The organism is Nocardioides sp. F233 (assembly GCF_057813895.1).
Genome location: NZ_JBVASH010000003.1, coordinates 344,631 through 364,331 on the forward strand (window position 1 = coordinate 344,631; position 19,701 = coordinate 364,331).

19 protein-coding genes and 1 pseudogene are annotated in these 19,701 nt (G+C 72.9%); 6 read left to right on the forward strand and 14 right to left on the reverse strand.

The genetic code is table 11. The features are described 5' to 3' along the window. Positions 1-8 precede the first annotated feature (8 nt). From htpX to ACZYRU_RS12910, 3 genes are read right to left on the reverse strand one after another with little or no spacing between them, the layout of a single operon-like run. On the reverse strand, positions 9-881 hold the full coding sequence (gene htpX / locus ACZYRU_RS12900) for a zinc metalloprotease HtpX (protein WP_488957491.1): 873 nt from the start codon (positions 879-881) through the stop codon (positions 9-11). Between the two features lie 56 nt (positions 882-937). Continuing rightward, positions 938-1,735, reverse strand: a complete 798-nt coding sequence (locus tag ACZYRU_RS12905; protein ID WP_488957492.1) for a DNA-formamidopyrimidine glycosylase family protein — start codon at positions 1,733-1,735, stop codon at positions 938-940. Further along, positions 1,728-6,263: an ATP-dependent helicase gene (locus ACZYRU_RS12910; RefSeq protein ID WP_488957493.1), complete on the reverse strand. Its 4,536-nt coding sequence runs from the start codon at positions 6,261-6,263 to the stop codon at positions 1,728-1,730. Before ACZYRU_RS12910 ends, ACZYRU_RS12905 begins: the two co-directional genes overlap by 8 nt. A gap of 47 nt (positions 6,264-6,310) precedes the next feature. Between ACZYRU_RS12910 and ACZYRU_RS12915 the strand changes: the two genes are divergently transcribed. The 3 genes from ACZYRU_RS12915 to ACZYRU_RS12925 all read left to right on the forward strand — a co-directional run bounded on the left by ACZYRU_RS12915 (position 6,311) and on the right by ACZYRU_RS12925 (position 8,384). Continuing rightward, complete coding sequence (locus tag ACZYRU_RS12915) at positions 6,311-6,985, forward strand: class F sortase (protein ID WP_488957494.1); 675 nt, start codon at positions 6,311-6,313, stop codon at positions 6,983-6,985. Between the two features lie 161 nt (positions 6,986-7,146). Next, positions 7,147-7,848 carry a DUF5343 domain-containing protein gene (locus ACZYRU_RS12920; protein WP_488957495.1) on the forward strand — a complete coding sequence of 234 codons (702 nt, stop codon included), beginning with the start codon at positions 7,147-7,149 and terminating at the stop codon, positions 7,846-7,848. Further along, a complete protein-coding gene (locus ACZYRU_RS12925) occupies positions 7,845-8,384 on the forward strand; it encodes a TIGR02391 family protein (protein WP_488957496.1) in 540 nt (179 codons plus the stop codon). Before ACZYRU_RS12920 ends, ACZYRU_RS12925 begins: the two co-directional genes overlap by 4 nt. Before the next feature lie 177 nt (positions 8,385-8,561). On the opposite strand, the gene ACZYRU_RS12930 is transcribed toward ACZYRU_RS12925, so the two are convergent. From ACZYRU_RS12930 to ACZYRU_RS12980, 11 genes and pseudogenes are all read right to left on the reverse strand, one after another. Then, positions 8,562-9,068 carry an MGMT family protein gene (locus tag ACZYRU_RS12930; RefSeq protein ID WP_488957497.1) on the reverse strand — a complete coding sequence of 169 codons (507 nt, stop codon included), beginning with the start codon at positions 9,066-9,068 and terminating at the stop codon, positions 8,562-8,564. After that, positions 9,065-9,385, reverse strand: coding sequence for a hypothetical protein (locus tag ACZYRU_RS12935; protein ID WP_488957498.1), 321 nt, complete (start codon positions 9,383-9,385; stop codon positions 9,065-9,067). Before ACZYRU_RS12935 ends, ACZYRU_RS12930 begins: the two co-directional genes overlap by 4 nt. 107 nt (positions 9,386-9,492) lie before the next feature. After that, on the reverse strand, positions 9,493-10,776 hold the full coding sequence (locus ACZYRU_RS12940) for an MFS transporter (protein WP_488957499.1): 1,284 nt from the start codon (positions 10,774-10,776) through the stop codon (positions 9,493-9,495). A 68-nt stretch (positions 10,777-10,844) separates the two neighbouring features. Continuing rightward, positions 10,845-12,158: an MFS transporter gene (locus ACZYRU_RS12945; RefSeq protein ID WP_488957500.1), complete on the reverse strand. Its 1,314-nt coding sequence runs from the start codon at positions 12,156-12,158 to the stop codon at positions 10,845-10,847. Then, positions 12,110-12,457: a TfoX/Sxy family protein gene (locus tag ACZYRU_RS12950; protein ID WP_488957501.1), complete on the reverse strand. Its 348-nt coding sequence runs from the start codon at positions 12,455-12,457 to the stop codon at positions 12,110-12,112. The genes ACZYRU_RS12945 and ACZYRU_RS12950 overlap by 49 nt, the downstream gene beginning before the upstream one ends. Positions 12,458-12,498: 41 nt before the next feature. Further along, entirely contained in the window at positions 12,499-13,074 is a 576-nt protein-coding gene (locus tag ACZYRU_RS12955) for a TIGR03086 family metal-binding protein (protein ID WP_488957502.1), read from the reverse strand. Continuing rightward, positions 13,071-13,586 (reverse strand): SRPBCC family protein, encoded by a 516-nt coding sequence (locus ACZYRU_RS12960; protein ID WP_488957503.1) that lies wholly within the window; start codon positions 13,584-13,586, stop codon positions 13,071-13,073. The genes ACZYRU_RS12955 and ACZYRU_RS12960 overlap by 4 nt, the downstream gene beginning before the upstream one ends. After that, a complete protein-coding gene (locus ACZYRU_RS12965) occupies positions 13,583-13,969 on the reverse strand; it encodes an ArsR/SmtB family transcription factor (RefSeq protein WP_488957504.1) in 387 nt (128 codons plus the stop codon). The genes ACZYRU_RS12960 and ACZYRU_RS12965 overlap by 4 nt, the downstream gene beginning before the upstream one ends. 137 nt (positions 13,970-14,106) lie before the next feature. Beyond that, on the reverse strand, positions 14,107-14,823 hold the full coding sequence (locus ACZYRU_RS12970) for an NUDIX domain-containing protein (RefSeq protein WP_488957505.1): 717 nt from the start codon (positions 14,821-14,823) through the stop codon (positions 14,107-14,109). Next, entirely contained in the window at positions 14,820-15,404 is a 585-nt protein-coding gene (locus ACZYRU_RS12975) for an isochorismatase family protein (protein ID WP_488958078.1), read from the reverse strand. The genes ACZYRU_RS12970 and ACZYRU_RS12975 overlap by 4 nt, the downstream gene beginning before the upstream one ends. Positions 15,405-15,425: 21 nt before the next feature. Then, positions 15,426-16,715, reverse strand: a pseudogene (locus tag ACZYRU_RS12980) (nicotinate phosphoribosyltransferase); the annotation flags it as partial. 59 nt (positions 16,716-16,774) lie between these two features. Here ACZYRU_RS12980 and ACZYRU_RS12985 point away from each other — a divergent pair. Genes ACZYRU_RS12985 through ACZYRU_RS12995 form a run of 3 tightly spaced genes read left to right on the forward strand, consistent with a single transcriptional unit; the run spans position 16,775 to position 19,690 of the window. After that, positions 16,775-18,217, forward strand: coding sequence for an HsdM family class I SAM-dependent methyltransferase (locus ACZYRU_RS12985; RefSeq protein WP_488957506.1), 1,443 nt, complete (start codon positions 16,775-16,777; stop codon positions 18,215-18,217). A gap of 54 nt (positions 18,218-18,271) precedes the next feature. Further along, positions 18,272-19,276 carry a hypothetical protein gene (locus ACZYRU_RS12990; RefSeq protein WP_488957507.1) on the forward strand — a complete coding sequence of 335 codons (1,005 nt, stop codon included), beginning with the start codon at positions 18,272-18,274 and terminating at the stop codon, positions 19,274-19,276. A gap of 39 nt (positions 19,277-19,315) precedes the next feature. Then, a complete protein-coding gene (locus ACZYRU_RS12995) occupies positions 19,316-19,690 on the forward strand; it encodes a VOC family protein (RefSeq protein ID WP_488957508.1) in 375 nt (124 codons plus the stop codon). Positions 19,691-19,701 lie beyond the last annotated feature (11 nt).

Here is a 19,701-nt window from a genome sequence, read left to right on the forward strand (position 1 = left end):
CAGCGGCCTCAGCGGCGCGCCATCGCCTCCAGGCGCGCGATCCGGTCCGCCATCGGCGGGTGGGTCGAGAACATCTTCTGCACGTCGCCCGCCCGGAATGGGTTGGCGATCATCATGTGGCTGGCGTTCTGCAGCTGAGGCGTGGGGGCCAGGGGAGCGCGGGCGGTGCCGGACTCCAGCTTGCGCAGCGCCGAGGCCAGGGCCAGCGGGTCGTCGGTGAGGCGAGCGCCGTCCTCGTCGGCGTCGTACTCGCGGGTCCGGCTGATCGCCATCTGGATCACCGCGGCCGCGAACGGCGCGAGCAGGGCCGTACCGATCATGACCAGCGGGTTGGGCCGGTCCTCGTCGTTGCCGCCGCCGAAGAAGGACGAGAACGCCAGGAACTGCGCGACCGAGCTGATCACGCCCGCCACGGCAGCGGCGACGGAGCCGGTGAGGATGTCGCGGTTGTAGACGTGCATCAGCTCGTGGCCGAGCACGCCACGAAGCTCGCGCTCGTCGAGCAGGACGAGAATGCCCTCGGTGCAGCAGACGGCGGCGTGCTGCGGGTTGCGGCCGGTCGCGAAGGCGTTCGGCGCCTGGGTGGGGGACACGTAGAGCTGCGGCATCGGCTGGCCCGCGCGCTCGGACAGCTCGCGCACGATCCGGTACATCGCCGGCTGCTGCGACTCCGAGACCGGGTAGGCGTGCATCGCCTTGATGGCGAGCTTGTCGGAGTTCCAGTAGCCGTAGGCCGTCGTACCGACACCGATCAGCGCGAAGATCCAGATGAACGCCGAGCTGCCCGTCGCGGCGGCGATCAGGCCGCCGACCGCGAGCAGCAGCGCGAAGATCGCGCCGAACAGCCCGGCGGTCTTGAGGCCGTTGAAGTGCTGGTGCATGCCTGGTCAACGAACGACGGTGCGTGTCGCGTTCCGCACGCCGGGCGAGACCCGGGTCACGCGGCCGGCTGGCAGCGCGGACACCAGTACGTCGTCCGCTCCCGGCCGGCCTCGCCCACCGAGCCGGCCTCGACCGTCGTGCGGCAGCGCAGGCACGGCTGCCGCTGGCGCCGGTAGACCCAGACCGGGTTGCGCCGGTCGCCAGTGGTCAGCGGCTGGCCGTGCTCGAGCCCCGAGCGCAGCATCAGCCGCGCCCGGCGCACCAGGCGCAGCGGGTCACTGACGCTCGCGACCGGAGACTGCGGGTGCACGCCCTGGACGAAGCAGACCTCGGAGAGCCAGATCGTGCCGAGCCCGGCGACGACGGTCTGGTCGAGCAGCGTGCTACCGAGGATGCGGTCGGGCGCGGCGGTGAGCCGTGCCAGCGCGGTGGCCTCGTCGTCGGCGGTCCACGGGCCGAGCAGGTCGGGGCCGAGGTGGCCGATCACCGAGCCCTCGTGGGCCGTGGGCAGCAGCTCGACCAGCCCGAGCAGGAACCCGATCGCCTCGGCCCGCTCGGTGCGCAGCACCACGCGAGCGTCGGCGGCGGGCCCCGGCCAGCGGGCGCCGGGAGCGATCACCCGCCAGCTGCCTTCCATCTTGAGGTGGGTGTGCAGGGTGAGCGGCGCGCCGTCGGGCACGGCCAGCCGGGTGAGCAGGTGCTTGCCGTGGGTGGCGGTCCGCTCGACGGTGGCTCCGGTGAGGTCGGTGGTGGCGAGCTGGGGGACCCGCAGGTCCGACCCGGTGAGGGCCTGGCCGGCGAGCGCGCGGTCCAGCCGGTCAGCGGTCCGACGGACCGCATCGCCCTCAGGCACGGACCCGCAGCCCGCGCGGGGTGGCCACGAACCCGGCCGCCGCGAGGGCGTCGCGCATCGGCCCGCCGCTGCCGAGCAGGGCGGTGCCGTCGGCCTTCTCGACCGTGAGCTGCCCGAGCGTCCCGCGGCGCACGGCGGTCGAGAGGGCCTCGGCGGCGGGCGTGAGCAGGTCGGGGTCCTCGGTCCAGGTCAGCAGGGTCCGGCCGCCGCGCTCGACGTAGAGCACCAGCGCCCCGTCGACCAGCACGACCAGGGCGCCCGCCTTGCGGCCTGGACGGTGCCCGGCACCCTCCTGCTCGCGCTCCGCCGTCGGCCACGGGAGGGCGGCGCCGAAGGGGTTGGCCGGGTCGGTGGCCGCCAGCGCGACCGCGACCGGCTTGGCGTCGAGCCCCTCGCCGACCGGCGTCGAGAACGAGCGCAGCCGGTCGACCGCACCGGCCGTGCCGAACTGGGCGGCGCCGAGGCCCTCGACGAAGTACCCGCGCCGGCAGCGGCCGGCGTCCTCGAACGCGCTCAGCACCTTGTAGACCGCGGCGAACCCACCCGGGACCCGCTCGTTGACGACGGCGCCGCGGGTCACCACGCCGTGGCGCTCGAGGAGCTGCTCGGCGATGGCGTGGGCGCGGCGGGTCGGGTCGGTGTCGATCGGGGGCAGCAGCGCCCAGCGGCCGGCGGTCTCCGGAGGTCCGGTGCGCGCGACGCGTCCCGGGCGCGCCGGAGCGCGGCGGGTGCGGTGGGCGGCGCGGCCGGAACGGGTCAGCGCGCGCAGCGGGGTGAGCGTGTCGTTGGTGAGGTGGCCGCTCCACACCAGCGCCCAGAGCGCGGCGCTGACCGCCTCGTCGAGCGGGCCGTCCTCGCCGGCCTCGACGCAGGCGCGGGCCACCTGGTCGGCGACCTGCCGGAAGAACCAGGCGCCGCCCGGCGCGAGCACGTCGAGCACGCGCTGGTGGAGCGGGTCCTCGACCGGGCCGGGGTCGGGGAGCGTGAGGTGGGCGCGGTCGGCGAGGTGGAGCGAGACCCAGCCGTCGCTGCCGGGCAGGGCGCCGTGCCCGGACCAGACGACCTCGCCGGTCGCGGTCAGCTCGTCGAGCAGGGCCGGCTCGTAGTCGCGCACCCGGGCCGGCAGCACGAGGGACTCCAGCGCACTCGCCGGCATCGGCGCGCCGGCCAGCTGCTCGATGGTGTAGAGCAGGCCGTCGACCCCGCGCGGCCCCTTGCCGGTGGTGATCTGGTGCCACGCCGTCGAGAACCGGGCCAGTGTGGTCGGCTCGACCGGCTCGATCTCGTGGCGCAGCCGGGCCAGCGAGCGCCGCCGCAGCCGGCGCAGCACCTCGACGTCGCACCACTCCTCTCCGGCCCCGACCGGCCGGAACTCGCCGGACAGCACCCGACCCTGCGCCTCCAGCCGCTGCAGGGTGTGGCGCACGACCGCGACGCCGAGACCGAGCCGGGTCGCGACCTGTTCGACGGTGAACGGTCCGTGGGTGCGGGCGTAGCGGCCCACCAGGTCGGCGAGCGGGTCGTCGACCGGCTCGGTGAACGCGGCGGGGGTGCCGGGCGGCGCCGGGACGCCGAGGCCGTCGCGCAGCCGGGCGACGTCCTCGACGACGGCCCACGCGTCGCCGTAGGGCATGCGCACCTCGACCGCTCGCCGGGCCGCGACCAGGTCGGTCAGCCACTCGGTGACCGGGGCGTCCTCGCGGGCGCGTGCGGCGACCTCGGCGGCCGTGAGCGGGCCGAGCAGGCGGAGCAGGTCGACCAGGCCCTCGGCGTCGCGCGCGCGGCGCTCGGGGGTGGTGCGCTGCAGCTCGGCCTCGACCTCGGCGAGGACGTCGGGGTCCAGCAGCTCGCGGAGCTCGGCGCGCCCGAGCAGCTCGGCGAGCAGGCCCTGGTCGAGGGTGAGCGCGGCCGCCCGGCGCTCGGCCAGCGGGGAGTCGCCCTCGTAGACGAACTGGGCGACGTACCCGAACATCAGCGTGCGGGAGTACGGCGACGGCTGGGTCGTCTCGACCTCGGTGACGGTGACCTCGCGCTGGTCGACGCGGCGCAGCAAGGCGGTCAGGCCCGGCAGGTCGTAGACGTCGTTGAGCACCTCGCGAACCGTCTCGAGCACGATCGGGAACGCCGGGTAACGGGCGGCGACCTCGAGCAGCGCCGCAGCACGCTGCCGTTGCTGCCACAGCGGCGAGCGACGGCCGGGATCGCGACGGGGCAGCAGCAGCGCCCGCGCGGCGCACTCGCGGAACCGGGCGGCGAACAGCGCGGAGCCGCCGACCTCGCGGGTGACGATCTCCTCGATCTCGTCGGGCTCGAACGCGATCAGGTCGGCGCCGGGCGCCTCGGCGTCGGTGTCGGGGATCCGGATCACGATGCCGTCGTCGGCCGCCAGCGCCTGTCCGTCGACGCCGTAGCGCTCGCGCAGCCGGGCGTTGATCGCCAGCGCCCACGGTGCGTGGACGGCGGTGCCGTAGGGGGAGTGGACGGCGAGGCGCCAGTCGCCGAGCTCGTCGCGGAACCGCTCGACCAGGACGGTGGTGTCGCTGGGAAGCACTCGGGTGGCCTCGACCTGCTCACGGAGGTAGGCGACCAGGTTGGTGGCCGCGTTGTCGTCGAGCCCGACCTCGCGCGCCCGCGCCTCGGCGTCGGCGTCGGGAAGCGCGGCGAGCTCGCGGGTGAAGGCGCCGATCGCCTCGCCGAGCTCGGTCGGGCGCCCGGCGGTGTCGCCCTTCCAGAACGGCAGTCGCCCGGGCACGCCCGGAGCCGGGGTGACGATCACGCGGTCGTGGGTGATGTCCTCGATCCGCCAGCTGGTCGCGCCGAGCGCGAACACGTCGCCGACCCTGCTCTCGTAGACCATCTCCTCGTCGAGCTCGCCGACCCGTCGGTTGGTGCCATCGCCGGCGAGGAAGACGCCGTAGAGCCCACGGTCGGGGATGGTGCCGCCACTGGTGACCGCGAGCCGCTGCGCGCCGGGGCGGCCGCTGATCAGACCGGTGACCCGGTCCCAGGTGATGCGGGGGCGCAGCTCGGCGAACTCGTCGGACGGGTAGCGCCCGGCGAGCAGGTCGAGCACGGCGTCGTACGCCGACCGGGGCAGGTGGGCGTAGGGGGCGCTGCGCCGGACCAGCGCGAACAGCTCCTCGACGTCCCACTCGTCGGCGGCCGTGGCGGCGACGACCTGCTGGGCGAGCACGTCGAGCGGGTTGGCCGGGACCCGGAGGGCCTCGATGCCGCCGGTGCGCATCCGGGCGACGGCGACCGCGGCAGGCGCGAGATCGCCGCGGTGCTGGGGGAAGAACACACCGGCCGAGGTCTCGCCGACCTGGTGGCCCGCGCGGCCCACCCGCTGGAGGGCACTCGCGACGCTCGGTGGTGAGGCGATCTGGAGCACGAGGTCGACCGCGCCCATGTCGATGCCGAGCTCGAGGCTGCTGGTGGCGACCACCGCTGGCAACCGGCCGGACTTGAGGTCGTCCTCGACCAGCGCGCGCTGCTCCTTGGACACCGAGCCGTGGTGGGTGCGGGCGAGCACCGGAGGCGCTCCCGCTGCCGCCCCCGACTGGGCCATCACCTGGGCCGGCGGGACGATGCCCTCGGTCGTCATCTCGGCGGCGATCTCGTTGAGGCGCGCGGTCAGCCGCTCCGCCGTGCGTCGCCCGTTGGTGAACACGATCGTCGAGCGGTGCTCGCCGATCAGCGCGGCCACCCGCTGCTCGACGTGGGGCCAGATGCTGGCCCGGCTCGGCGGGGCGGTCGGGTCGTCGTCCTCGACCACCTGCCCGAGCTCGGTCATGTCCTCGACGGGCACCTCGACGCGCAGGTCCCATTCCTTGTGGGTGGGCGGGGCGACGATCTCGACGGGGGCGGTGCCGCCGAGGAAGCGGGCGACCTCCTCGGTGGGCCGCACGGTCGCGGACAGCCCGACTCGCTGGGCCGGCTGGGGGAGGAGGGCGTCGAGGCGTTCGAGGCTCAGCGCGAGGTGGGCGCCGCGCTTGGTGCCGGCGACGGCGTGCACCTCGTCGATGATCACCGTCTCGATGCCGCGCAGGGTCTCGCGGGCCTGGCTGGTGAGGATGAGGAAGAGCGACTCCGGCGTCGTGATGAGGACGTCGGGTGGTCGGGTCGCGAGCCGGCGGCGCTCGTTGGCGGGGGTGTCGCCGGAGCGGATGCCGACCGTGACCTCGGGGAACGGCTGGCCGGGGTGGAGCCGCTCGGCGGTCTGCCGGATGCCGGTCAGCGGGGCGCGCAGGTTGCGCTCGACGTCGACCGCGAGCGCCTTGAGCGGGGAGACGTAGAGGACCCGGGTGCGGTGCAGCTTGTCGTCGGGCGCCGGCGTGGTGAGCAGCCGGTCGAGGCCGGCGAGGAAGGCGCTGAGCGTCTTGCCGGACCCGGTCGGCGCGACGACGAGGGTGTGCTGGCCGCGCGCGATCGCGTCCCACGCGCCGGCCTGGGCGGCGGTGGGCTCGGCGAAGGCGGCGCGGAACCAGGTCCGCGTCGCCTCGCTGAAGCGGGCCAGGGGGTCCTCCATTCCGTCATCTTCCCGCACGGCACCGACACTGCCGCGACAATGGTCGGGTGGCTGTGGAGGAGGGGAGCCGGCGGCGTGGTCTCGCGCTGGTCGGCGGCGTGGTCGGGCTCGTGCTGGCGGTGCTGCTGGCCTGGTTGCTGCTGCGCGGCGGGGACGAGCCGTCCCGGCCGGTCGCCGTACCCCCTGCCGCGACGCCGACAGCCACTCCGACCCCGACCCCGCCCGCTGACCCGTGCGCACGGCCCGCGACGACGGGGTTCGTGCCGACGACCGTGACCGTCCCCGGTGTCGCCCGCAAGGCCCGGGTGCTGGCCCTGCCGCGCGATGCGGCGGGGGTGCCCGGCGTACCTCCCGTGTCCGACAAGCTGTCCTTCGCCTGGGACCGTGGCGGCATCGAGCCCGGCTCGGCGGTCGGGCACGTCCTGCTCAACACGCACACCTGGCCGGGGTCGAACACAGGGGGTTACCCCGCGATGGGGAACCGGCTTCTGGACCTGCTCGACGTGGGCGGCCGCATCGTGCTGCGGGGTGAGGGCGGCGCGGTCGCGTGCTACACCGTGACCAAGCGCGACGAGGTGCGTGCGGAGGACGGCTACCGCGGCTGGGACGCAGTCGACGGCCCGCCACAGGTGGTCATCGTCGTGTGCTCAGGGCAGCGGCTCGGCCCCGGCCGCTGGACACACCGGACGCTGTGGTTCGCCGACCTAATAGAGGCTCTGTAGGTGCTCGACGGCACCCGCGCCCGGCCACGGGCTACGCGACCCTCAGCGGTCCGGTGGAGGGCTTCTACGCCGTGCGGGTGGCTGGCCGCTTTGGAGAAGGTGCACCAAGTGTCGGGCCCGCCCGGTAAGGTCTCGGCCATCGAAGCACTTCAGGAGGAACTGTGCCGAACTACCCCTACATCTCCGGGCAGGCGGGGCTAGTCAGCGCGTTCGGACAACTCCGGAAGGGCTTTCCCGCGAAGGTCGACGCCGGATACCTCCAGCGCTTCAAGATCGCCCCGTCCAACGAGTCCTACGTCATCTCGATCCTCAGGTTCCTCGGGTTGGTAGACGACGAGGGCAACCGCGTCGAGGCCAACACCCATTACTTCTTTGGCAGCGACGACGCCTTCAAGGGCGGCCTCGAGAAAACCCTGCGCACCGCGTACTCACAGTTGTTCAACGAGATGGGCAATGACGCGACACTCGACGCCGAGAAGGTCGATCTGACCCACTGGTTCCGCGCCTCCGACAAGACCTCCGACTTGGTCGGTCAGCGGCAGGCCACCACATTCCAGACACTTGCTGCTTTGGCCGGGCACGGCGACCTTCCTGCGGCTCGGGCTGTTACTGCGAAGAAGACGGCGTCCGGTTCCAACGGAACAGCCCAGAAGGTGACGGCAAAGAAGGCGGCTCCGACGAAGGGGGACGAGCCCACCCGAGACGAGCAGAGTCACAACGGGTCCGGCGGTGGCAAGGTTGGGTTCTCGACTGGGCAGGGCGTTGGCCTCACTGTTCGTGTTGAGGTCAACCTGCCGCCCGGAGGCGACGCCGACACGTACGACGCCATCTTCGCGAGCATCAAGAAGCACTTGATGTCGTGAGCGGACCGTTCGACCGCTTCGAACACATCGCGAGGTCCCTCAGCGCAGACCAGCCCGCAAAGGGTCCGCTGCCCCCCGGCCCGGTCGGAGAGGCCGTGCCGGAGCAGGACGAGGCGCATCCCTTCGAGTCGCGAAACATCCACCCTGACCTCCCGCCCAAGGTGCGCAAACTCTTCGACGACGGCCACCCCGAGGAGGCCGTGTTCCAGGCGTTCAAGTTCATCGAGCACGAGGTCAAGACGATCAGCCAACTTCGTGGCAAGACGGGCTACGCGCTTATGATGGACGCCTTTAACGAGAACAACGCCAAGATCCAACTGAACCCGTTGGCCACAGACTCCGACCTTGATGAGCAACGCGGTTTCAAGTCGATCTTTGCCGGAGCTGCTGCTGGCATCCGCAACCCGCGCGGTCACGAAGTGGAGATCGGGGACACCCCCGATGAAGCCTTGGACTACCTCGCCCTCGCGTCATTGCTCCTGAGGCGGATGGACGCTGCCGGAGTTAGGAACGACGGCACTCAAGCAAGCCTCTGACGGTCTCCGTCAGGATTTCCACGGTCACTAGTACAGGTCGCGGCGACCAGTCTGCGACAGTCGCGTGCTGCGGCAGCCACTGACACAACGCTGCCTTGTGTGCCACTCGGGCCCTCGCCGACGCAAAGAGGCCCGGCCGCCGAAGCGACCGGGCCTCAATCCCGGTAGATCTAGGGACTACCGGCGTGGTGTGCAGTCGGGGCAGGTCGACTGCGGCACGGTCTCGTGGCCACGACGACCGCAGGGCGACGGCTCGCGTAGCACCTTCGCCCTTCGCGAGCCGCTGCCGCCGGAACGGGCAGGCGCCACCACCTTGGTCACTCGGTCGGCCGGGTCGAGCGGGGGCAGGGCGATCAGGCGGCCCGCGATGTTGGCCACGCGGCCGTCATCGAGCAGGGCCACGCCTTCCTCCACCAGCGTGCGGCGGTGGCGGGCGACCTCGTCGGGCCATTGCTCCTCGTGGTCGGCCCGGTTCACTCGACCGTCTGCCATCACGACTCGCCAGAAGGGGACGCCGTCGTTGTCATCGAACGTCAGCGGCATCAGCGCGTTGCCGACCGCCCTGCTCGCGCCGGGGCTGCCGACCTGCGCGGCAATCTCTCCATAGGTGCGAACCTGTCCGGCCGGAATCTGGCGCGTGGCGTCCCACACGTGGGCCTGGAAGTCGGTCGTTGCGTTGATCATGCGGGGATCCTCTCAGCAGGGGCCGACAGATCGGCGGGATTCTCGTCGTATTCCTCTGCGTCGGTGTGCAGCGTGTCGGCCCACTGGAACGACAGCCGCGCCAGCGCCTTGGCCTTGGTCTGCCGACCGGCCCGGCCACGACGGACCACCAGACGCACCAGATCGTCCTGTAGAACGGCTCGTCGCTCGGCCTCGGTGTCGGCAGCCGCCCAGCCCGCCGCGAAGGTTCCAGTGGGCTCGGCCCGGTACGACACCGTGGGGGACTTGGCGCGGCGGGCTCGCCGCTCGCGCATCAGTCCCAACTGCTGCGCCTGCAACCGCTCGACTCATCGTCATCGGTGGCGGCGTCGAGCAGGGCGTTCAACTCGTCCAGGCGGTGCTCGATCTCGGGCAGCAGGGTTGCGCCGCCCCAGTCCGGGGACAGCTACCTGACCGGCTCCGGTACGGCTGCCCGCCCGTTCACCGCAGCCGGCAGGTGCCGCTCCAGCACCGTCGTCACCACCGCGATCGCACCGCACCCGACCACCATCAGCCCGATCAGCGCAGCTCCCTGGCCACGCTCGAGCAGGAATCCGGCGACGACCGGTCCGGCGACGGTGCCGGCCTGGACGGCCGCGGCGTTGAGCGCGTTGTAGCGCCCGCGCAGGTGGTCGGCGGCGAGGTCGTTGTTGATCGCGGGGAGCGTGGGCTGGAGCAGGGTCTCGCCGATGCCGAACACGATGCCGAAGCCGAGCAGGCCGGTGACCGCGAGGGCGCTGCCGGGTGCGAGCGCACCGGCGCCCATGAGAAGCCAGGCGGCGGCCCACAGCAGGGCCATCACGGAGAGCACCCGGGTGCGGCGGCGGCCGCGGATACGGCCCATCACCGTGAACTGGAAGGCGACGATGACGAAGGTGTTGAGGGCGAACCCGAGGCCGATCATCTCGGTCGACAGGCCGGCGTCGCCGCGGGCGAAGGCGGGCAGGCCGACCTCGAACTGCCCGTAGCCGATGAAGGTGGCGACGAAGGTGAGCAGCGTCAACCAGCGCACGGCGGGGCTGCGCAGGATGGTGCGGTAGCCGGGCGCCTTGCCGGTCTCGAGCCCTGCCTCCAGGTTGCGCGGCGGGTGGAGCACCCGGCCGTGCAGGTGGCGCAGCGGGCCGAGGAAGAGGGCCAGCGGGATCAGACCGGAGGCCGCGTCGGCGAGGTAGATGGCCGTGAACGTCTCGGGCCAGGCGACGTCGGCGAACAGGCCGCCGACGATGCCGCCGACCCCGAGGCCGAGGTTGGTGAGCGCGAAGTTCACGCCGAAGTACTGCTGGCGGACCTCGCCCTCGACCACGGTGGCGATCAGCGAGTTGAAGGCCGGCCAGGACGCTCCGAAGTTGATGCCGATGAGGAGCAGCGCGACCGCGGCAGCAGCCGGGGTGGTCGCGAACGCGAGCAGCACGGTGCCGACCACCATCGCGGACTGGCCGCCGAGCATGACGACGCGGGCGCCGTACCGGTCGGTCAGGGCGCCGCTCGGACCGGTCACCACGAAGGCAGACAGGGCGATGACCGCCATCAGCAGGCCGGACAGCCCGAGTCCGAAGCCACGCACCTCGTGGAGGTAGATCAGCGTGAAGGGCAGCACCAGGCCGCGGCCGAGCGTGGAGATCGCCACCGTGGACAGCAGCCACCGGCCCTCGGTGGGAAGTGCGGTCCAGAACGACTTCAACGAGATCATGCGTGGACCGTGTGCTTCACACAGGAAATCCTACGGAAGTTGCCGGTCGGCAACCGAATCGTGTGGGGTCAAACGACCTCGGTTGTGGGGGACTTCACGCCGGCACCTCCGTTGGCGCTCGCCGGGACGTGCCGCTCGAGCACCAGCGCCATCGCCGCGATCGCCACGCAGCCCGCGACCATGGTCGCGATGTAGGCCGCCGCGAGGTCGTGCTGGAGCAGGAAACCGGCCACGACCGGGCCGGCGATCGCGCCGCCCTGGAAGGCGGCTGCAGTGATCGCGTTGTAGCGGCCGCGGGTGTGGTCGGTGGCGAGGTCGTTGGCCATCGCCGGCACGGTCGGCTGCAGCAACGTCTCGCCGAGTGCGAAGACCGCCATGTAGGCGAGCACGCCGGCGATCGCGAGACCACCGCCCGGGACGATCCCGGCCGCGCCGAGCAGCCCCCATGCCGCGGCCCAGATGAAGGCCATCACGACCATCACCCGGGTGCGCAGGTGCCGCTTGATCCGGTTGAGGACGGAGAACTGCAGCACCACGATGACCACCGTGTTGACCGCGAAGGCGAGGCCGACGGTGCGGGTCGACACCTCGGCGGCCTGCCGGGCGAAGCCGGGGAAGCCGGCCTCGTGCTGGCCGTAGCCGATGAAGGTGCCGACGAAGGTGAGCAGGGTCAGCCAGCGCACGGCCGGTTGCCTGAGGATCGCGAGGTAGCCGACGGTGGCCGGCGTGCTGCCGTCCTCGGGTGCGGTCGCACGGCCGTGGACGTGGCGCAGCGGGCCGAGCAGCAGCGCCAGCGGGACGAGTCCGGTCAGCGCGTCGCCGACGAAGATCGCGGTGAAGGTGCCGGGCCGGTCGACGTCGGCGAACAGGCCGCCGACCACGCCGCCGACGCCGATGCCCAGGTTGACCAGGGCGAAGTTGATCCCGAAGTACTGCTGGCGCAGCTCGCCGCTCACCACCGCGGCGATCAGCGCGTTGAACGCCGGCCACGAGACCCCGAAGTTGAAGCCGACCAGCACCAGTGCCGCTGCCGCCACCGCCGGGGTCGTCGCGAAGGCGAGGGTCAGGTTGCCCACGATCATGGCCGCGAGGCCGACGAGCAGCACTGCGCGGGCGCCGTACCGGTCGACCATCGCACCGCCCGGGCCGGTCACCAGGAACCCGACGATCGCGATCAGCGCCATCAGCGTGCCCGACAGGCCGAGCTCGAAGCCGCGGACCTCGTGCAGGTAGATCAGCGTGAACGGCAGGGTCAGGCCGCGGCCCAGGGTCTGGATCGCGACCGTCGACAACAACCAGCGGCCCTCGGTGGGCAGGGCCGCCCAGAACGTCCTCACTTCGGTGGCAGGGCCGCGGCGTACGTCGCGCCGCGGTGCACCCACGCACCCAGCGCCTCATCGGTGGCTACGTCGGCGAGGTCGACCCGCAGCCAGCCGCTCATCGACCGTCCGCGCATCTCCATCGGGTACGCCGCCGTCGTGGCGACGAGCTCGTCGCCCTCGGTCGGGTCGACGCGCACCATCAGGCCGCCCTGGCCGCTGGCGGCGACCGCCATGTTGCCGCCGACCATGAAGCCCAGCCCGCCGAACATCTTCTTCTCGGTCAGCTCCTGGCCGGCCGCGCCGGGCTCGTCCGCGAGGAGGTCGCGGACCCGCCCGGCCAGCTCTTCGTCGTACGCCATGGCATCAGGCTAGGACCGGCCACCGACATCGTTCGACCTGATTACGAGCGCTGCCACGCGGGGTCGCGGCCGATGAACCCGATCAGCCGGTCCTGCCAGCGCGCATCCTCGGCGACGGGCACCTTCGCGCCGTACTGCCCGCTCTGGCGCAGCATCTCGTCCAGCGGCGCCATTCCCTCGACCATCACCTGGCAGCGCTCGGCGTCGAGGGTGTCGTCCTGGCCGGTCGCGCGGGCGAGGTCCCAGGTGTGCATGAAGACGTCGCCGGTGTAGAACTCCGAGATCGCGCGGGGGAGCGGCATCTGGGGGAGGCGCGGGTGGGCGAAGGTCACGTCCGCGTTGGCCGGGTCGTCGAGGACCGCCTGGACAGCGGCGGCATGGTGGTCCCACGCGGCGACCGGGTCGGCGTCGACGTCCGGGCCGGGCGGCAGCTTGATGTCGGAGCCGTCGGCGAGGAAGGCGGGGAACCACTCGACGAGGTGGCGTACGACGTCGCGGGCCCGCCACTCCTGCACGGGCGTGGGGGCGTCCCACCCGTCCGCAGCCACACCCCGGACGCGAGCGCCGAAGGTGGCCGCGATGCTGCGGTGCTCCTCCGCGGGGCCGCCCGGGATCACTTGTCCGCTCCCGTCAGCGTGGCGAGGAGGCGGTCGAGGGCGGCGTACCCCTCGTTGATGCCGACCTCCATGCCGCTGGCGAGCATGCCGGCGCGGGACTCGAAGTCGTAGACCACCGAGAGCGCCTCGAGCCGGGTGCGGCCGCCGGGGAGCTCGACGAAGACCATCGTGTCGAGGCTGACCGCGTCGGGCATCTCCTCGAAGCCGAAGGTCTGCACGATCTTCTCGTTCTCGTTGACCCGGTGCACGGCGCCGTAGAAGTGCGCGATCTCCTCGCCGTCACGGATCGCGGTGTAGCGGTACTCACCGCCGGTACGGATGTCCCACACGTCGATCGCCATGCCGATCGAGTCCGGGCCCATCCACTGCCGGACCAGGTCGGGCTCGACGTGGGCGCGGAAGACGAGGTCGCGCGGGGCGTCGAACTCGCGGACGATCCGGACCGTGGGGACGTCGGGGTCCGCCTCGATCAGGACCTCGGGGGCCGTGCTGCTCGGGCTGCTGGTGGTCATCCTGCTGCTCCTTCGTGTCGCTGCTCGTCGGTGTCGGTGGCGGTGCCGGTGTCCTTGCCCTGCATCCGGGCGAGGACCTGGTCGAGTCGTCGGTAGCGCTCCTCGGCCTGCTGCCGGTAGCGCTCGATCCACTTCGTCATCAGGTCGAACACCTCCGCTTCCAGGTGGACCGGGCGCCGCTGGGCCTCGCGGCTGCGCCGCACCAGTCCCGCCTCCTCGAGCACCTTGAGGTGCTTGGAGACGGCCTGGAGCGAGACGTCGTACGGCGCCGCGAGCTCGCCCACCGTCGCGTCGCCCGCCGCCAGGCGGGCCACCATGTCGCGCCGGGTCGGGTCGGCGAGGGCGCCGAAGACCCGCGACAGCCGGTCGTCTTGCTCAACCATGTGGTTGATTAGACGCCTGGATTGCGCTCGTTGTCAACCGTTGGGTTGAGGATGGCGCTGCGGTTTGGTCCCAAACCGCAACATCTCCCGGCGTGTCGCTGCGGTTTGGGACCAAACCGCAGCGCCCGGCCGCAGGATCAGCCGCGCACCATCGGCGGTGTCACGACAGTGGCGGAGCCTCGCCGGTACAGCAGCGCCCGCCGTCCACCGGCCTCGGTCGCCTCGCCCCGCACGTCGGTCGGTACGACGAACCCGTCGGTGCCGAGGACCTTGCGGCGGAAGTTGCCGAGGTCGGGAGGGGAGCCCCAGACGGCGGCGTACACGCGGCGCAGCTCGGGCAGCGTGAACGGCTCGGCGACGAACTCGGTGGCCAGCGTCGTGTACTCCAGCTTGGCCCGGACCCGCTCGCGCGCGTCGAGCAGGATCTGGCGGTGGTCGAAGGCGAGGGTGGGGCCGTCGTCGCCCTCGAGCAGGTCGTCGACGACCCACCAGCGGGCGTCGGCGGCGTCGGTGCCGGCCTGTGGCTCGGGCAGGTCGGGGGCCAGGGCGACGTGGGCGATCGAGACGACGCGCTGGCGCGGGTCGCGGTCGGGGGCGGAGTAGGTCCGCAGCTGCTCGAGGTGACCGGAGAAGCGCGCGGAGTCGCTCAGGCCGGTCTCCTCGCGCAGCTCGCGCCACGCGGCCTGCTCGGCGTCCTCGTCGGGCTCGACGAACCCGCCGGGGAGCGCCCACGAGCCGCGGAACGGTTCCTCGCCGCGCTCGACGAGGAGGACGGCGAGCGCGCCGTCGCGGATCGTGAACACGGCGAGGTCGACGGCGACGGCGAACGGCGGGTGCGCGGACGTGGTGCTCATCGGGCCACCTCCACGCCGGCCGCGGCCAGCTCCTCGAGCGCCGCCTTCGACGAGTCGGGGGCGACGCCGGCGTGCAGGCCGTCGAGCAACCGGACCCGGAACCCCGCCCTCACCGCATCGAGGGCGGTGGCCCGCACGCAGTAGTCGGTGGCGATGCCGGTGACGTCGACCTCCGAGACGCCCGCCGACCGCAGGACGTCGACCAGCCGCTCGCCAGCAGCCGTGACCCCCTCGAAGGCGGAGTACGCCGGCTCACCCATGCCCTTCACGACGTGGTGCGTCACCGCCGACGTCACCAGCTCGGGCGCGTACTCCGAGCCGGCCTCGCCCTGCACGCAGTGGACCGGCCAGGTGGTCACGAAGTCCGCCTCCTCGCCGGGTGCGTGGAAGTGACCGCCGTTCGTCTCGCCCGCGTGGTGCCAGTCGCGGGAGGCCGCGACCACCGCGTAGTCACCGGCGTGGTCGGCGAGGTGCCGGCTGATCCGCTCGGCGACCTCGCGGCCGCCGGTGACGCCGAGCGAGCCGCCCTCGACGAAGTCGTTCTGGACGTCGACGACGACCAGGGCACGGGTGCTGTCCATCGCTGTCTCCTCTTGTGGCTCGTCGCGCAGGCTGGTGGTGAGGTACGCCGGACCGGCGGCGACCGTGCGCGCGTCGGCCGGCAGGGTGGCCAGGGTCCGGGCCGCGAACGAACGGACCTCGGCGAGCGTGGGCCGGTGCACGACCTCGCCCGACCGGATCAGGGCGACCTGGACCGGCTGTGCGCCGGGCCCGGGCGGGGGAGCGCCCTGCCCGGTGAACCACTCGGCGACGAGGATGCCGCTGCCGTCGTACTCCCGGAAGGCGTGCTTGCGGCCGCCGACCGAGCCCTTGTCCTTGGACTTCTTCGCGACCGAGCGCAGCGGCTCGCTCGGGGCGTCCGCGATCGCGACCAGCTTGTAGACCATGCTCGCGGTCGGGTGGCCGGAGCCGGTCGCGACGCGGGTGCCGACGCCGTACCCGTCGATGGGGGCGTCCGCGAGCGCGGTGATGACGAACTCGTCGAGGTCGCTGGTCACAACGATCCGCGTCGAGGTCGCGCCGAGCGAGTCGAGCAGCTGTCGCGCCTTGTGCGACTCCTCGGCCAGGTCTCCGGAGTCGATCCGGACCGCGCCCAGGCCGGTCCCCGCGACCTCGACGGCGGTGCGGATGCCTTCGGTGATGTCGTAGGTGTCGACGAGCAGCGTGGTCCCGACGCCCAGCGCCTCGACCTGGCTGCGGAAGGCGTCGGCCTCGGTGTCGTGGGCCAGCGTGAACGCGTGCGCGGCGGTGCCGGCCGTGGGTACGCCGAACCGGCGGCCCGCGGCGAGGTTGCTCGTCGTCGCGAAACCCGCCAGGTACGCCGCCCGCGCGGTCGCGACCGCCGCCTCCTCGTGCGTACGACGCCCGCCCATCTCGATGATCGGCCGGCCACCGGCGGCGTCGACCATCCGCGCGGCCGCGCTGGCGATCGCCGTGTCGTGGTTGAGGATGCTCAGCGCCAGTGTCTCCAGCAGCAGGCACTCGCCGAGCGTGCCGGTGACGGTGAGGATCGGGCTGCCGGGGAAGTAGAGGTCGCCCTCGCGGTAGCCGTCGACGTCGCCGGAGAACCGGAAGTCGGCCAGCCAGCGGGCGGTCTCGTCCCCGATCACGCCGGCGGCCTGCAGCCAGGCGAGCTCGTCGGCGTCGTACGTGAAGTGCTCGATCGCCTCGAGCAACCGGCCCAGTCCGGCGAGCATCCCGTAGCGCCGGCCCTCGGGCAGGCGGCGTGCGAAGGCCTCGAACACCGCCGGGCGGCGGGCACTGCCGTCGCGCACGAACGAGTCGAGCATGGTGAGCTCGTAGCGGTCGGTGAGCAGTCCGGTGCGGTCCATCCCAGCTCCTCGATGTTGTAGTCAGTGTGACTATAACAGGCGTGCCCTACTGTCCCAGCATGGCGCGCACCACCGAGGCGGACGAGGCGGCCGACGCCTACGAGCGCCACCTCGCCGTCAACGAGCGCGACCGGCGCCGCGCGCAGGGCTCCTTCTACACGCCCGCCGAGCTGGTCGAGTGGGTGCTCGACCGCGCGCTACCGACGCAGGGGAGCGTGCTCGACCCGGCCTGCGGGACCGGGCACTTCCTGGTCGCCGCCGCCCGTCGCCTCGGCGTACGTGCGGTCCACGGCTCCGACCTCGACCCGGACGCGGTCCGGATCGCCCGCGAGCGGCTGCAGGCGCTCGACCCGACCGTCCCCGTCGCGGACATCGCGCGCCAGGTGGTCGTGGCCGACGGGCTGGTCGCCTGGCAGGACGCCCGCTTCGACGCGGTGGTCGGCAACCCGCCCTTCCTCGGCCAGCTCCGCCGCCACTCCGCCGGGCAGAGCGAGGAGCACCGGCGCGGGCTGGGCGCCTACACCGACACGAGCGCGGTGTTCCTGCGCCGCGCACTCGACCTCGTCGTACCCGGCGGCACGGTCGCCCTCGTCCAGCCGATCTCGGTCCTCGCCGCTCGCGACGCGGGCCCGGTCCGGGCCGCCGTCGCCGAGTGCGGCGCCGTCACCGACTTCTGGTGCAGCGACCGTCCGGTCTTCGACGGCACCACCGTGCTCACCTGCGTCCCCGTCGTGCGGACCGGCGCCAGTCCGCCCACCGACCCCGACGGCTGGGGTGCGCTCGCGGCGCCCGGATTCGGGATCCCCGCCGTCGCCCTGCCCGCTGACGCCGGCACCCTCGCCGACGTCGCCACCTGTACCGCCGACTTCCGCGACCAGTACTACGGCCTCGCGCCCTTCGTCCACGACCACCTGCCCGGTGGCACCCCGCTGGTCACCACCGGCCTGATCGACCCCGCCGAGTCGCGCTGGGGGAGCGCGCCGACCCGCTTCGCCCGTCAGCAGTACGACGCCCCGGCGGTCGATCTCGCGGCGCTCCGTGCGGACGGCACCCTCGCCCGGTGGGCCGACGCGCGCCTCGTGCCCAAGCTGCTGGTCGCCGGGCAGGGACGGGTGATCGAGGCGGTCGCCGACGAGGCGGGTGCGTGGCTGCCGTCGGTGCCGGTCGTGAGCGTCGTACCGCACGATCGGGCCGACCTGTGGCGGCTGCTGGCCGTGCTGCTCGCGCCCCCGGTGGTCGCCCACGCCGCCGCCCGCTACCTCGGCGCCGGCCTGACGCCGGGCTCGGTCAAGGTCAGCGCGCGCCAGCTCGCTGCGCTCCCGCTGCCCGCCGACGCCGACGCCTGGACCACGGGCGCCCGGCTCGCCGAGGCCGCCCAGCGTGGCGGGGTCGACGACCGTGCGTCCTGCTTCGCCGAGCTGGCGTCGGTGATGACGACCGCCTACGGCCTGGCCGCCGGCCACGAGGTGGCCGCCTGGTGGCTCGAGCGCCAGCAGCGCTGAGCCCTCGGGCGTTTGCGGCCCACGACCTGCGGGCACGGGCGAACCGTGTCCCGCATGCTGACGACGCTCGCCCCGCACCTGCCCGCCGGCCTCGAGGTCCCGGACGAGCTCGAGCAGGCGTGGTCCTGGATGGAGGACCAGGGCTGGGGCATCGCGAACGGCCGCGACTACTTCCTCGCCCCCTACGCGGGCGACCGCGTGCTGGGCGCGGTGTTCGGCGTGCTCGAGGACTTCCTCGAGCACTGGCTCGTGCCCGGCTTCCCGACCGATCGGCTCGCGCCGATCGGCACCATCGGCGGGGACGGCTCGGCCGCCGCGCTCTGGCTCGACGACGACGGTCGGCTGCACTTCGTCGGGCTCGGCTCCGAGGGGGAGGCCTACCTGCTCGCCGACTCCACCGTCGACTTCCTGCGCCTGGTGGCGGTCGGCCACAGCGAGCTGACGAGCCACGAGCTCGGGCTGCCGCCCGGCGACACCGAGGCGGTGGCGGCGCTCGCCCCGTTCCGGGCCTGGGTCGAGGCGACCTTCGACGTCGTCGTCCCGACCGAGTGGCCGGCGGTCGGCGAGGACGAGTTCACCGACTGGATGGACCGCCTCAGCGGTACGCCGGTCCCGGCAGGGCTGCGCCGGGTGCCCGACGACAGCCCCGGAGCCGACCTCGTCGCCGGCGACGCGCGGACCCTGCTCCAGGTCGTCGGTGGCCCCGACGGTGCGAGCGCCCTGCGTGCGGTGGCCGCCACGGCCGGGATCGTCGTACCTCGCGACATCGGGGAGCTGCGCTGGGCCGGTGCCGCCCTGCGCTCCGCCGGACTGGAGGTCGCCGTACGCCGGGGCGTCGTCGAGACCGTCTTCGTCCGGGTCGCGGACTACCCGCGGCGCGAGACGCTCCTCGACACACTGTCGCTGAGCGCCACGCTCGACGACGTGGTCGCGGTGCTCGGGCGGCCGGAGTGGCGCGGTGCCCGCGGGCTGCGGTACGTGGTGGACGGCCGCTACCTGCACCTCGAGGTCGGCGACGCCGGCATCGAGCGGCTGACTCTCATGCTCCGGACACCATAGGACCGATGACTCCGGCCCCGCCGGCAGGTCCACCCGGGCATGAGCGAGTTCCTGGCCGACGGAGTCGAGCTGTTCGCCGGCATCTGCGTGCGCGACCACGCGCAGGCCCGGCCGTGGTACGAGGCGCTGCTCGGAAGCCCACCCACCTTCATGGCGCACGAGAAGGAGTCGATGTGGGAGGTGGCGCCGCACCGGTGGCTGGTCGTCGAGGAACGGCCCGAGCGCGCCGGGTACGCCGCGCAGACCCTGTTCGTCGACGACCTCGTCGCCCGGGTCGCGGCGATCGCGGAACGCGGTGTCGAGCCGGCCACCGAGGAGGTCTACGGCGACGGCGTGCGCAAGGTGATCTTCCGGGACCCGGACGGCAACGAGGTCGGCTTCGGGGGCAACCCCGGAGCCGACCTCGTTGACTGATCCCGAGGTGC

What these genes read in the sequence shown, in the direction of transcription:
- ACZYRU_RS12950 (WP_488957501.1), bottom strand. Translation starts at nt 12,457, where the DNA reads ATGGCGTACGACGAAGAGCTGGCCGGGCGGGTCCGCGACCTCCTCGCG.
- ACZYRU_RS12990 (WP_488957507.1), top strand. Translation starts at nt 18,272, where the DNA reads ATGCTGACGACGCTCGCCCCGCACCTGCCCGCCGGCCTCGAGGTCCCG.
- ACZYRU_RS12930 (WP_488957497.1), bottom strand. Translation starts at nt 9,068, where the DNA reads ATGATCAACGCAACGACCGACTTCCAGGCCCACGTGTGGGACGCCACG.
- ACZYRU_RS12975 (WP_488958078.1), bottom strand. Translation starts at nt 15,404, where the DNA reads ATGGACAGCACCCGTGCCCTGGTCGTCGTCGACGTCCAGAACGACTTC.
- ACZYRU_RS12965 (WP_488957504.1), bottom strand. Translation starts at nt 13,969, where the DNA reads ATGGTTGAGCAAGACGACCGGCTGTCGCGGGTCTTCGGCGCCCTCGCC.
- ACZYRU_RS12910 (WP_488957493.1), bottom strand. Translation starts at nt 6,263, where the DNA reads ATGGAGGACCCCCTGGCCCGCTTCAGCGAGGCGACGCGGACCTGGTTC.
- ACZYRU_RS12985 (WP_488957506.1), top strand. Translation starts at nt 16,775, where the DNA reads ATGGCGCGCACCACCGAGGCGGACGAGGCGGCCGACGCCTACGAGCGC.
- ACZYRU_RS12960 (WP_488957503.1), bottom strand. Translation starts at nt 13,586, where the DNA reads ATGACCACCAGCAGCCCGAGCAGCACGGCCCCCGAGGTCCTGATCGAG.
- ACZYRU_RS12970 (WP_488957505.1), bottom strand. Translation starts at nt 14,823, where the DNA reads ATGAGCACCACGTCCGCGCACCCGCCGTTCGCCGTCGCCGTCGACCTC.
- ACZYRU_RS12995 (WP_488957508.1), top strand. Translation starts at nt 19,316, where the DNA reads ATGAGCGAGTTCCTGGCCGACGGAGTCGAGCTGTTCGCCGGCATCTGC.
- htpX (WP_488957491.1), bottom strand. Translation starts at nt 881, where the DNA reads ATGCACCAGCACTTCAACGGCCTCAAGACCGCCGGGCTGTTCGGCGCG.
- ACZYRU_RS12940 (WP_488957499.1), bottom strand. Translation starts at nt 10,776, where the DNA reads ATGATCTCGTTGAAGTCGTTCTGGACCGCACTTCCCACCGAGGGCCGG.